Raw genomic sequence first — 12,066 nt, 5'->3', positions numbered from 1 at the left:
GCGCGCCGGTACCGTTGCGGCATGCCGGACCTCGTCGTCGGGTTCGACCTCGACCTGACCCTCATCGACACCGCTCCGGGCTTCCAACAGGTGCTCCGGGCCCTCGGCGCCGAGCTCGAGGTGGAGTTCCCGGTCGAGGAGATGACCCGTCGGCTGGGGCCCCCGCTCGACATGCTGCTCGCGCCGTACCTGCCGCCGGAGCGCATCCCGGCCGCCGGCGAGCGCTTCCGCGCGCTCTACCCCGACCACGCGATCACCACCGTGCCGGTCCTCCCCGGCGCGCACGAGGCCATCGCCGCCGTACGACGGCTCGGAGGCCGGGTGGTCGTGGTCACCGGCAAGTACGCGCCCAACGCCCAGCTCCACATCGACCACACCGGGCTCGACGTCGACGTGCTCGAGGGGTGGGTCTGGGGCGTCGGCAAGGCCGACGTGCTGCGCCGCGAGGCCGCCTCGGTCTACGTCGGCGACCACGTGCACGACGTGGAGGGCGCCCTGGCCGCCGGCGTCACCGGCGTGTCCGTGCTGACCGGCGGATGCACGGCGGGGGAGCTGCGGGCGGCCGGCACGCACGCCGTGCTCGACAGCCTCGAGGACTTCCCCGACTGGCTCTCAGGCCATCTCAGCCTTCGCACTGGCTGAGGATCCAGGCCGTCACCGCCTGGCTGTCCTCGGCCAGCGCGGCCGACAGCGCCGACAGCTCGCCGGGGTCCGCCGCCTCCGGATCCGCGAGGAGCTCCTGCGCGGACCGGAAGCCGTCGGCGAGTCCGTTGAGCGCGGCGTCGACGTCGTCGGGCGCGTCGTCCTCGAGCGCCTCGAGCTCGCCGACCAGGTCGTCGACGGCCGTGGCGTCCTCGGGGGAGTCCTTGCCGTCGTACAGGGCGGTCTGCGCGTCGGTGATCCGCTGTGCCGTGTCCTCGTAGCGGTCGCAGTCGACGGTGACGTCGCTCAGCGGGGCCGACGGGTCGGCCTCTGGCGGGTCGGTGTCGTCACTGCACCCGGAGGCCACCGCCAGCGCGACCAGCAGGCCCAGCAGGAGAGCCGCGGGTCGGCGCGTGGCGGTGGCGGGTTCTACACGAGCCACTGGCACTCCGGGTATGGGTGGATGTTGTTGCCGTACGGCGAGAGGAAGTAGGCGATGATGTCCAGCCCGAAGCTCGGCAGCGAGAACCCGAGCAGGTTGATGTCGGGCGTGATCAGCCAGGCGGGCGTGTTCGTGCCGTCGCCGGTCGGCTGGGGCAGCGTGAACGTGTTGCCCGGGGTCGTGTAGCCCGGAGCCGGCCGCACGTCGAAGGAGACCCCGCAGTCCGCGATCCCGAAGTGGATGATCGGGAGGTGGAAGGCGCGCGCCTGCACGTTCTCGTTGATGTGCCACTGCGGGACCACGTTGCCGAACGGGATCCGCAGGTGCGGGATCTTCACGATCGACAAGGTGTCCGACCCGAGCGGGTCGGGCCAGTCGATGAAGACCGAGAACTCGTCCTCGAGCTCGACCGTCAGGTCGCTGTCCTGGCCGAACGTGAAGCTGCCGAAGCTACCGTCGAGGCCGGTCGTGAAGCCCAGCCGGAGGTTCACGTCCGAGAAGGCCGTGAGGCCCAGGGTGACCCGGTTGATCTTCAGGTCGACCGCCAGGCTGCCCCGGTTCTGGAAGAACCCGGTCTTGCCGTCCTCACCGCTGCCCCAGTCGAGCGAGATGTCCTTCTGCACCCGCCCGGCCGCCTCGAGGGCGAACTCGGCGGTCGCCGGGCTCGACGTGATGTGCAGGCGAGCTCCGACGAGGTCGGCGGTGACCAGCTGGCCGAGGTCGGTCACCGTCAGCGTCACCGCGGCCGACGCGTCCACCGGGTCCGTGATGCGGGCCGACGCGAACGCGTCGATGTCGAGGCCGGGCTTCTCGGCCTCCATCGTGAACACCGGGGCGTCGACGGTGGTGCCGCCGCCCGCGGTGGTCTTCTTGCCGATGGTCAGGTCGACCGTCTTCGGCACGTCGTGCAGGTGCACCGACGCCGCGAAGTCGGCGTCGCCGACGTGCTTGTACGACGCCGTGATGTCGTCGATCCCGCGGCTCATCGCGACGTTGACGGTCTTGGTGTCGGCGCCGAACGAGGCGTCGACGCCGATCGTCTCCGGGATCGCGCTGATCGACAGCTGTGCCTCGTCGGTGTTGTCGTAGCGCGCGTTCGCGAGGAGCGCGCCGAGCGGCTGGCTCGTGACGTAGTCGATGCCGATGGTCCGGCTGCCGTCCGGCTCGGTTCGGGTCGTCATCGGCCCGAAGGTGAAGTCGACCGGCTCCGCCGTCGGCACGCCCTGCTGCAGCTGCAGGCTGAGCGGCTTGGGGGTGAGCGCCGTCAGCACCGCGTCGACGACGAGCTTGTCGATCGTCGGGTGGTAGCCCGTGACGGTGTAGATGCCGGTCGTCGAGTCGAGGTCGAGCCCGGTCGGCAGGCCGGTCAGGTAGACCTTCGCCCGCACCGCCTTGTCGGCGCCGCTCGCGCCGTCGCGGACCGCCACGCCGTGCACCTGGTTGGGCACCGGCGTCGCCGCGAGGGCCGCCTTCTTGCCGGCCGCCACCGACAGCGTCAGGTCGGGGTTCGTGCTGCCCGTGTAGGTGATGTGGCCACCCTCGCTGCGCAGGGTGATCTCGGACGGGAGCTTGGTGAACCCACCGGTGGCCTGGAGGTCGCCCTGGGCCGTGTGGACCTCGCCGGCGAAGGAGAACGCGCCCTTGTCGCCCATGTCGAGGCCCGCCTCGAAGCCGCCGCCGTTGCCGGTGTCGGCCAGCTTCGTGAACGCCGCGCGGCGCAGGTTGCTGATCCGCAGGCTCGCGTCCAGGTCGCCGGAGGCCTCGTCGTAGTAACCGCTGAGGTGGTCGCCGGCGAGGGTCTGGTAGTCCTCGTGGTTGGTGACATGCGCCGTGATCGACCCGATGCCGCCCTCCGGCGCCTCGAACAGGACGTTGCCGTTCGCCCAGCTGGCGTTCCACTTCGCCGGGATCGACGTGATCGTCAGGCCCGCGTCGAAGTCGCGGTCCATGTCGAGGGTCTTCGCCGTCAGGTGGGCGGCGGCGGAGGCGCTGGTGATCGCCGCCGAGGCGTCCCAGTCGAGGATCGCGTTCTTGCCGTCGAACAGGACCTCGGCGTGGTCGGGGATGTCGACGACCTCGGCGGTGACGGTGTCGCCGTCCATCCGCTCGACGCCGGCGTAGACCTTGTCGATGGTGTCGCTGGCGTCGTACACGATCCGGTTGCCGTCGAGGGCGACGCCGACCTCCTTCGGCACGCCGTGGACCTGGTAGACGGCGTGGTCCACCTCGGCCGGCTTGCTGGTGTCGGGCGTGGTGGTGTCCGTCGCCTGGACGAAGCCGATCTCGTCGCTGGCCTTGTAGGTGACGTCCTGGCGGGTGCCCTGGCGGACCAGGTCGATGCGGACGTCGGTCGGGAGCTTGTCGACCGTCGCGGTGAACCGGCGGTTGCTGTCCGTGGTGCCTGAGTCGACGGCCTGGTCGATCACGGCGTCGACCTTCGTCGGGGTCGGCGTGGACACGGTGATCGTGTCCTGGCTCCGGGTGCTGCCGTGGGTCATCCGGGCGCCGACGTCGAGTGTGGTCGGGAACGGGCTCATCTGGACGGATCCCGTGAGCGGGTCCTGCTCGGTGGCCGGGACGCCCGGCGCGCCGGCGACGAGCGACTTCACGCCGAAGGTGATCGCCTGGGTGGCGCCGGGGTGGTTGGTGCTGACGTTGGCGGCGACCTCGATGTCGCCCGTGATCGCCTTGACGATGTTCTTCAGGGTCAGCTTCGCGGTGCTGTTCCAGCCCAGGGTCGAGCCGCGCCCGTCGATGCCGACGGCGACGCGCTTCTTCACGACGGGCGTGTCGTAGACGGCGAACACGTGGGCCGGCAGGGGACCGCCGGTGGTGTTGAGCCGCTGCACCCAGAACCGGGCGCCGACGTCGACGAGGTTGGTCATCGGGTTCAGCTGCGCGAGCACGTCGGGCAGCTTGTCGCCGGTCACGTCCGCCGGGACCGGGACGCCGATCGGCACGGACACGCTGCAGGACAGCTCCATGGTCGACGACTCGGCGCAGATCTTGTAGAAGAGCGGCGACAGGAGGTTGACCACGGGCAACGTGAACAGGGTGCCCTGCACCTTGCTGACCTCCTGGAGGAGCGCGTCGAGCGCGTCCAGGACCAGCGGTACGGCGGGCAGCGCGGTCAGCTCGTCGAGGAAGGCCCCCGGCGCGCCGGCCGTGATGTTGCTCGACGTCCGCGTCGTCGGGGCGGCGACGCTCACGCGCGGCTGCTTCGCGGAGGTCAGGCTCGGCTCCTCGGCGAGGTCGCCGGCGACCTCGTCCAGTGCCTGGCCGGTGAGGTCACGCTTCACCGGGGGCAGGTCGGCGGGCGCCGGTGGCGCGGGCTCGTTGAGCTCCTCGCGCAGCTCCCGCGTGCCCTCCTTGCCGAAGATCACCAGCGCGACCCCCGCGAGGTAGGTCTCCCGTTCCTGTGCGGTCGGCGACTCGTGCGACGACGCGAGGATGTCCTCGAGGAGGCAGGCGCTGAGCCACAGCTGCGTCGGCTCCGGCAGCGAGTGGAAGCCCTCGGCGAGGATGTCCGCCGGCACGGCCTTGAGCGCGACGAAGTCCTTGCGCCACGCGTTGTCGCGGAAGCGGGCGGACCAGAGGTCGACGAAGCGGTCGCGGTTCTCCGCGGTCGCGCCGTCGGTCCCGGGTGGGCTCGCGCACCGCACGGTCGAGGAGGAGCCCGGGTCTCCGGGCTCGGCGAAGGCGGACGTCGGGCTGACGAGAACCGTCAGCATCGCCGTCGCGGAGAGGGCAGCACAAAGCATCCGAGCGCGCACGAGTTCACCTGCCAATGGGGGGGTTTGGGAGCAGAGCAGGAAGTGGCGATGATCACTATCTTCCTGTCGGGGGCCGCGCGCCACGGAATGGCGAAGTCTTTACCTTTCCTGCTCGCGTCGCGGGTCCAGCCGGTGCCACACGTGCTCCGGGACCCGGTCCAGCAACGCGCCCATCGCCTGCAAGGTGGCGTCGACGTCGGCGGGGGTGTGCCCGCCCGGCCGGATCACCAGCAGGGAGTCGCCCGCGATCCGCCACGCCAGGGTCGGGTGGTGGCGCATGACGTCACGGACGTCGGAGAGCAGGACGTCGCGCGCGAACTCCGGTGACGGCGAGTGCACGGTGAAGAAGTCGTCGAAGGGCGGGTCGCCGATGGCGATGTCACGGCCCGTGAGCGCGTCCACCCAGCGCCGCAGCGTGGTGGTGGGACCGACCGCGAGGTCCGGCGCGGTGACACCGAGGTTGAGGGCGATCACCGAGCAGTCGTGGGAGCGTCGCTCGTCACCGCTGCCGGTCACGTAGTGGTAGTCGAACGCCGTGAACGCCCGGCCGTCGTACCGGCCGAGGATGACGTTGACGGCCCGCTGGCCGTGGCCCCGACCGAAGGGGGCGCCGTGGAAGCGGCCCACGAGGGCCGGGTCCTGGGGCCGGTACTCCCACTCCCGTGCCTGCGCGTACGCCGCCAGCCCCGCGCGTCGCTCCACGGCCCGCCGGTGCGCCTGCACGAGCAGCACCGGCACCAGCACGAGGACGCCGAGGGTCACCGCGCCGAGGAACCCGAACAGGATCAGGGGGAGGACGACGTCCATGCCGCCCTCCTTCCCGCTGCCGGGCCCGCCCGAACCACGGGACCCACGCTAGCGGCCCTTGAACTCCGGCTTCCGCTTCTCGAGGAACGCCCGCGGGCCCTCCTTGGCGTCCTCGGACGAGAACACGGCGGCGCCGATCCTGGCGTCGTCGGCCCAGCAGTCCTCCTCGTGCTTGCCCTCGGAGTCGCGCATCGTCTTGAGGATCGCCTGGACCGCGAGCGGGCCGTTGGCGGCGATCATGTCGGCGAGCTCGTGCGCCTTCGCGAGCGCCTCGCCGTCGGGGACCACGTGGCCGATCAGGCCGAGCTCCTTCGCCTCGGGGGCGCCGAGGGTGCGACCGGTGAGGAGCAGCTCGGCCGCGACGGTGTAGGGGACCTGGCGGGGGAGCCGGACGGCGGAGCCGCCCATCGGGTACAGCGACCAGCGGGCCTCGGCCACGCCGAACCTCGCCGACTCGCCCGCCACCCGGATGTCGGTGCCCTGCAGGATCTCGGTGCCGCCGGCGATGGCGGGGCCCTCGACCGCGGCGATGAGCGGCTTGGTCAGCCGGAAGCCCTTGAGCAGGCCCTTGATCACGGTGGGGTCGTAGCTGCCGTCCTCGAAGCTCTCCGACGGCGGCTTCTCGTCGGCCTTCTTGAGGTCCATGCCCGCGCAGAAGTAGCCACCGGCACCGGTGAGGATGCAGACCCGGATCTCCGGGTCCTCGTTCACCCGGTCCCAGGCGTCCTCCATGATCCGCAGCATCTCGCTGGACAGCGCGTTGCGTCGCTCGGGGCGGTTCATGGTGACGATCAGCTTGTGCCCGTCCTGCTCGACGAGGCAGTCGGGGGTGGTGCGCACGGGGGCGTCGGTCGCGGACATGTGAACCACGCTAGCGAAAAAGTGAAACGTGTTCTAGTCTCGCGTCGTGGCCCTGAACATCGCCGATCTCTTCGAACACGCCGTCGACGCCGTCCCGGAGAAGCCTGCCGTGCAGGTGGGGGACCGCGTCATCTCCTTCGCCGAGCTGGAGGCGGAGTCCAACAAGCTCGCCCACTACCTGCAGGCCCAGGGCATCGGCACCGGTGACCACGTCGGCCTCTACGCCAAGAACAGCATCGAGCACGTCATCGCCCTCATCGCGATCCTCAAGGTGCGGGCGGTGGCGATCAACGTCAACTACCGCTACGTCGCGGGCGAGCTCGAGTACCTCTTCGACAACGCCGACCTGGTCGGCCTGGTCCACGACCGGGTCTACGCCCCGCTGGTCGCCGAGGTGACGCCCAAGGTCGCGCCGATGAAGGCGATCATCGCGGTGCCGAACCCGCTCGAGCCCGACGACGCCAGCGACCTCGCGCCCTTCGGCGGGGTCACCCTCGAGGAGGCCGTGGCCGGCCAGTCGGACGCCCGCGACTTCGGCGAGCGCAGCCCCGACGACATCCACATCATCTACACCGGCGGCACCACCGGCTTCCCGAAGGGCGTCATGTGGCGCCACGAGGACTTCTGGCGCGTGCTGGGCGGTGGCATCGACTTCATGACGGCCGAGCCGCTCGAGGAGTACGACCAGTCGAAGAAGGCGCTCCAGGACAGCCTCGTCACCCTGCCGCTCAGCCCGCTCATGCACGGCGGTGCGCAGGCGTCGCTGCTCATGCACCTGTTCGCCGGCCAGGTCACCATCCTCGAGCCGAAGTTCGACCCGGTGCGCACCTGGGAGCTCGTCGACGAGCACGGCGTGCAGATGCTCTTCATGACCGGTGACGCCATGGCCGTCCCGCTCATCGACGCCTACGAGGCCGGCGGCTTCGACGGCCAGACCCTGTTCGCCATCGCCTCCAGCGCCGCGATCTTCTCGAAGTCGGTGAAGGAGCGCTGGATGAAGCACTTCCCGAATGCGGTCTTCACCGACTCCGTGGGCTCCTCGGAGACCGGCTTCCAGGGCACCGGCCTGCAGGACGCGAGCGCCCTGTCCACCGACGGGCCGGTCGTCTCGATCCCGCCCACGACGGTCATCCTCGGCGACGACAACCAGATCCTCGACCCGGTGAAGGACGTCGGGAGGATCGGCCGCACGGCCCGCTCCGGCAACGTCCCGGTCGGCTACTACAAGGACCCCGAGAAGTCGGCGAAGACCTTCATCGAGATCGACGGCGTCCGCTACTCGATCCCCGGCGACAACGCCCGGATCGAGGAGGGCAACCGGATCACCCTGCTCGGCCGTGGCTCGAACTGCATCAACACCGGCGGGGAGAAGGTCTACCCCGAGGAGGTCGAGCAGGCGATCAAGGCCCACCCCGGCGTGTACGACGTCCTGGTGGTCGGCCTCCCCGACGAGAAGTACGGCCAGACCGTGGCCGCCGTCGTCGAGGAGCGTCCCGGCCACACCGTCGAGCTCGAGGAGCTGCGCACCTTCCTGCGCGCCCACCTCTCGGGCTACAAGCTGCCGCGCGCGCTGACGATCGTGCCCGAGATCCCGCGCAACGCGACCGGCAAGGCGCAGTACCCCAAGGCGAAGGAGATGGCCCTCGCCGCCCGCCAGTCCGGCACCGAGTCCGACACCACCGCAGGAGCGAACGCCTGATGCGCACCCCCCTCTGTGATGCCTTCGGCATCGAGTACCCGATCTTCGCCTTCACCCCGTCCGAGCACGTCGCGGCGGCCGTGTCGCGCGCCGGTGGCCTCGGCGTCCTCGGCTGCGTCCGTTTCAACGACCCCGACGAGCTCGACCGGGTGCTCACCTGGATGGACGAGAACACCGACGGCAAGCCCTACGGCGTCGACGTCGTGATGCCGATGAAGGTGCCCACCGAGGGGACCTCGGCCGACCTGTCGTCGTACATCCCCGAGGAGCACAAGAAGTTCGTCGACGAGACGCTGCTCAAGCTCGGCGTGCCGCCGCTCCCGGAGGGCGAGGGCCGCGAGGGCGTGCTCGGCTGGCTGCACTCGATGGCCCGCTCGCACGTCGACGTCGCCCTGCAGCACCGCCCGGTGCTCATCGCGAACGCCCTCGGCACGCCGCCCAACGACGTGATCGCCGAGTGCCAGGCCGCGGGCCTCAAGGTCGCCGCGCTCGCCGGGGCGCCCAAGCACGCGCAGAGCCATGTCGCCAACGGCGTCGACATCATCATCGCCCAGGGCTACGAGGCCGGCGGCCACACCGGCGAGATCGCCAGCATGGTGCTCACGCCCGACATCGTCGACGCGGTGGGCCCGGACGTCCCGGTGCTCGGTGCCGGCGGCATCGGCTCGGGCCGCCAGATCGCGGCGTCGCTCGCGCTCGGCTCGCAGGGCGTGTGGACCGGCTCCATCTGGCTCGGCACCGAGGAGTACCGCAACCTGGCCTCCAACCAGGGTTGGGAGACGGCCTTCCTGCGCGCCACCTCGTCCGACACGGTGCGCACGCGCATCTACACCGGCAAGCCGGCTCGCCTGCTCAAGACGAAGTGGACCGAGGCCTGGGCCGAGGAGGGCGCTCCGGCTCCGTTGCCGATGCCCCTGCAGAACCTGCTCGTGGCCGACGCGCACAACCGGATCAACGCCTCCGGCGACCCGGACGTCATCTCGATGCCCGTCGGCCAGATCGTCGGCCGGATGAACGAGGTGCGCCCCGTCGCCGAGGTCATGGCCGACCTCGTGGCGGAGTTCGAGGACACGGTGAAGAAGCTGGACGGGATCGCAGGAATCTGACGGAGCGAGGATCTTTTCGTTGTACCGGACGCACCAGTACGACGTGACCGACTCCTCCCTCCTCCCGTGGGGCTTCGACGACATCGCTGCGTTCGGCGCCCGCCCGCACCTAGCGCGCCACCGGCTGCACGAGCAGCCGCTGTTCACCGATGACGCCCTGGCCGACCTGCTCGACCGGCTGCCGAGGTCGATCGTCCACCCCTACACGATGGGCGACGACCCGGCCCGGCCGGACGACTGGCGGCGGGGCGCCGAGACCGACCTGCCCGGCAAGGAGCTGCTCGAGGTGGTCGCCCGCGGCCACCTGTGGCTCAACCTGGTCGGCGTCCACCGCCACGATGCCGAGATCGCGCGCCTCGTCGACGAGCTCTATGCGGGGATCCGCGAGCTGGTGCCCGGGTTCGCCCCCGTCCGCACCTCGGCCACGCTGCTGCTGTCCTCGCCGGCGGCGATGGTCTACTACCACGCCGACAACCAGCCGAACCTGCTGTGGCACCTGCGGGGGCGCAAGCGGGCATTTGTGTACCCGCGTGCCCAGCGGTTCGTGAGCGACCAGAACCTCGAGCGACTGGTCGCCGGGGAGACCGAGGAGGAGCTACCCTTCGAGCTCGCGTACGACGAGCATGCGGCCGTCCTCGACCTGGAGCCCGGTCAGGTCGCGTGGTGGCCCCAGAACAGCCCGCACCGTGTCGAGAACGTCGGCGGCATGAACGTCTCCCTGTCAACGGAGCACTGGACGGCCGCGTCGGTCCGCCGCGAGCACCTCTGGACGGCCAACTACTACCTGCGCAACCGGCTCGGCCGGGTCCCGCGCTCGACCCGCGAGGACGGCCTGCTCCCGGCGGCGAAGGTGGCCGCGATGCGGCTGGGTCGGCGCGCTGGCGTGCTCGAGCCGGGCCGGCAGCGCGGCCTGCCTCCCAGCTTCACCGTCGACCCCGACGTCCCCTCGGGGGTCGGCCCGCTCGGCTGAGCAGGCGTGGCCCCACTAGGTTGGCGTCATGACCCGTAACGTCCTGATCGCCGGAGCCGGACCCGGGGTGAGCGGCTCGCTCGCCCGCCTGTACGCCGCCGAGGGCGCGACGGTCGGCCTGCTGGGCGCGGACCAGGGAGTGCTGGCCACGCTGGCGGACCAGGTCGAGGCGGCCGGTGGGTCCGCCGAGACCGCCGTGGCCGACCTCACCGACGACGTCGCGACCCGGGCGGCCGTGACCCGGATGGCGGAGAAGCTCGGGCACGTCGACGTCCTGCACTTCAACCCCTCGGCGTACCGGGAGAAGGACCCGCTGTCGTTGTCGCCCGACGAGCTGCTCGAGGACGTCCGGCTCGGGGTCGGGGCGCTGCTGACCTTCCTCCAGGCGGCGCGACCGTTCATGGGACCGGGTGGCCGGCTGAGTGCCACGGGCAGCATGGCGGCGGACAAGCCGTGGTTCGGGGCGGCATCGCTCGGCGTGCAGAAGGCCGGCCTCCAGAACCTCGTGCGCAGCATCGACGCCGCGCTCGCGGGCGACGGGATCCGTGCGGTGTCCGTGACCGTGCGCGGGATGCTCGCCAAGGAGGGTCCGTTCGCGCCCGACAACGTCGCGAAGGCGCTGCGGGCCGCGATCGACCAGGACGAGTCCGACTGGCGTCCGGAGATCGCCTACGAGGGCTGAGCCGTCGCTCAGGGCTCCGGGACGCTACGGGCGACGCGGAGCAGGTCGTCGGCCGGCAGCAACGTCATCGTGGAGCACACGTCCGTGACGATGCCGGGCAGGGGCGACCAGCTGACGCAGCGGTGGTAGTCGTTCTCGGTGATGGTCGCCTCGTGGCCGCCGACGTCGGCGTGTGACACCGCGTCGCCCATCTCGCAGCAGCCGGTGGACGACCGGACGTCGACATCGAGGAAGCCGTCGCGGCCACGGACGTACTGGCGGCTCACGCGGAAGTCGCCCTCCGGTGTGAATCCTGAGTAGAGATCCAGCATCGGGTCGCGGTCCCGTGGCGCGAAGCCGCTCGGCAGCCATCCCGGGGTGGGCTCGTAGTCGTGCTCGAGATGGCCGATGTCCTCGCCCGACTGCTCGTCGACGAGGCGACGCTGACCCAGCGGCTCGCTGAGGTGCATGGTCATCGCCCGGTAGTCCGCGCCGGGCGTGCTGGTGACGAACCCGCACGAGATCGACTCGTCGCCCTCGATCGGGACCCGGTAGACGTAGGTGGCGATCCGGACGGCGCTCGACGTCTGCTCGACGATCCGCGCCCGGGGCTCGAGCATCGAGCACTCGGGCTGCTCCGCGCTCTCACCCGCGAACACGTAGACGGTCACGGCCTTCGGGTCGTCCGGGTCGAGGGCCGCGGCCGCAGGCGAGATGAGGCCGACCTCGTAGGTGACTCCGTCGCGGGTGATCGACCGGGGTGAGGGCAGCTCGTCGGCCGAGGCACCTGCGCCCCCGTCGCCGCCCGTCAGGGCGAGGGCGAGTCCCGTGGAGGCCGCCGCGAGGGTCGCGAGGCCCGCACTGGCGAGCGCCCAGCGTCGCCTGCGGAGCGGTGCTGCGGTGTCCGCCGGACCCGATCCGTCCTCGTCGGGCTGCCCGCCCTGCTGTACGTCGTCCATGTGCTCCCGATCCCTGCAGCGACCCGCCCTCCGCGGGTCAGCCGCCATGGTGCAGCAACGCCGCGGCTCCCGTGACCGGTTTTCGGCAAACCGTCATTCGGAACGGTCGACGTGACCGTCGTCACCGTGTCAGGGTGGGCCCGACC

General features: G+C 71.0%; 10 protein-coding genes. 5 read left to right on the top strand and 5 right to left on the bottom strand.

Features of this window, described 5'->3' with window-relative positions; genetic code table 11:
* Positions 1 to 21 precede the first annotated feature (21 nt).
* Positions 22 to 642: an HAD family hydrolase gene (locus tag BJ993_RS22915; protein WP_179651460.1), complete on the top strand. Its 621-nt coding sequence runs from the start codon at positions 22 to 24 to the stop codon at positions 640 to 642.
* Here BJ993_RS22915 and BJ993_RS22910 read toward each other — a convergent pair.
* From BJ993_RS22910 to BJ993_RS22895, 4 genes are all read right to left on the bottom strand, one after another.
* On the bottom strand, positions 623 to 1,084 hold the full coding sequence (locus BJ993_RS22910; RefSeq protein ID WP_179651458.1) for a hypothetical protein: 462 nt from the start codon (positions 1,082 to 1,084) through the stop codon (positions 623 to 625). The genes BJ993_RS22915 and BJ993_RS22910 overlap by 20 nt on opposite strands.
* Entirely contained in the window at positions 1,072 to 4,815 is a 3,744-nt protein-coding gene (locus BJ993_RS22905) for a hypothetical protein (RefSeq protein WP_179651457.1), read from the bottom strand. The genes BJ993_RS22910 and BJ993_RS22905 overlap by 13 nt, the downstream gene beginning before the upstream one ends.
* Positions 4,816 to 4,956: 141 nt before the next feature.
* Entirely contained in the window at positions 4,957 to 5,664 is a 708-nt protein-coding gene (locus BJ993_RS22900) for a type III secretion system chaperone family protein (RefSeq protein WP_179651455.1), read from the bottom strand.
* 48 nt (positions 5,665 to 5,712) lie between these two features.
* Positions 5,713 to 6,525, bottom strand: coding sequence for a crotonase/enoyl-CoA hydratase family protein (locus BJ993_RS22895; protein ID WP_179651453.1), 813 nt, complete (start codon positions 6,523 to 6,525; stop codon positions 5,713 to 5,715).
* A gap of 46 nt (positions 6,526 to 6,571) precedes the next feature.
* Between BJ993_RS22895 and BJ993_RS22890 the strand changes: the two genes are divergently transcribed.
* The 4 genes from BJ993_RS22890 to BJ993_RS22875 are packed head-to-tail and all read left to right on the top strand — an operon-like array spanning position 6,572 to position 10,982.
* Positions 6,572 to 8,224, top strand: a complete 1,653-nt coding sequence (locus tag BJ993_RS22890) for an acyl-CoA synthetase (protein ID WP_179651451.1) — start codon at positions 6,572 to 6,574, stop codon at positions 8,222 to 8,224.
* Positions 8,224 to 9,330, top strand: coding sequence for an NAD(P)H-dependent flavin oxidoreductase (locus BJ993_RS22885; protein WP_036545995.1), 1,107 nt, complete (start codon positions 8,224 to 8,226; stop codon positions 9,328 to 9,330). The genes BJ993_RS22890 and BJ993_RS22885 overlap by 1 nt, the downstream gene beginning before the upstream one ends.
* Before the next feature lie 19 nt (positions 9,331 to 9,349).
* Positions 9,350 to 10,300 carry a hypothetical protein gene (locus tag BJ993_RS22880; RefSeq protein WP_179651449.1) on the top strand — a complete coding sequence of 317 codons (951 nt, stop codon included), beginning with the start codon at positions 9,350 to 9,352 and terminating at the stop codon, positions 10,298 to 10,300.
* A 28-nt stretch (positions 10,301 to 10,328) separates the two neighbouring features.
* Positions 10,329 to 10,982 carry an SDR family oxidoreductase gene (locus BJ993_RS22875; protein WP_036545992.1) on the top strand — a complete coding sequence of 218 codons (654 nt, stop codon included), beginning with the start codon at positions 10,329 to 10,331 and terminating at the stop codon, positions 10,980 to 10,982.
* 8 nt (positions 10,983 to 10,990) lie between these two features.
* Here BJ993_RS22875 and BJ993_RS22870 read toward each other — a convergent pair whose 3' ends face one another.
* On the bottom strand, positions 10,991 to 11,920 hold the full coding sequence (locus BJ993_RS22870; protein ID WP_179651447.1) for a hypothetical protein: 930 nt from the start codon (positions 11,918 to 11,920) through the stop codon (positions 10,991 to 10,993).
* Positions 11,921 to 12,066 lie beyond the last annotated feature (146 nt).

Origin of the sequence: Nocardioides aromaticivorans, from assembly GCF_013408525.1 — a bacterium.
Lineage (GTDB): Bacteria > Actinomycetota > Actinomycetes > Propionibacteriales > Nocardioidaceae > Nocardioides > Nocardioides aromaticivorans.
Note: the sequence above shows the minus strand (reverse complement) of the source record. Positions and strands in the feature narration are given on the sequence as shown.

Excerpts from the sequence above, each read along its gene's own strand:
- BJ993_RS22895 (WP_179651453.1), bottom strand. The coding sequence starts at position 6,525 with ATGTCCGCGACCGACGCCCCCGTGCGCACCACCCCCGACTGCCTCGTC.
- BJ993_RS22875 (WP_036545992.1), top strand. The coding sequence starts at position 10,329 with ATGACCCGTAACGTCCTGATCGCCGGAGCCGGACCCGGGGTGAGCGGC.
- BJ993_RS22870 (WP_179651447.1), bottom strand. The coding sequence starts at position 11,920 with ATGGACGACGTACAGCAGGGCGGGCAGCCCGACGAGGACGGATCGGGT.
- BJ993_RS22900 (WP_179651455.1), bottom strand. The coding sequence starts at position 5,664 with ATGGACGTCGTCCTCCCCCTGATCCTGTTCGGGTTCCTCGGCGCGGTG.
- BJ993_RS22905 (WP_179651457.1), bottom strand. The coding sequence starts at position 4,815 with ATGCTGACGGTTCTCGTCAGCCCGACGTCCGCCTTCGCCGAGCCCGGA.
- BJ993_RS22915 (WP_179651460.1), top strand. The coding sequence starts at position 22 with ATGCCGGACCTCGTCGTCGGGTTCGACCTCGACCTGACCCTCATCGAC.
- BJ993_RS22885 (WP_036545995.1), top strand. The coding sequence starts at position 8,224 with ATGCGCACCCCCCTCTGTGATGCCTTCGGCATCGAGTACCCGATCTTC.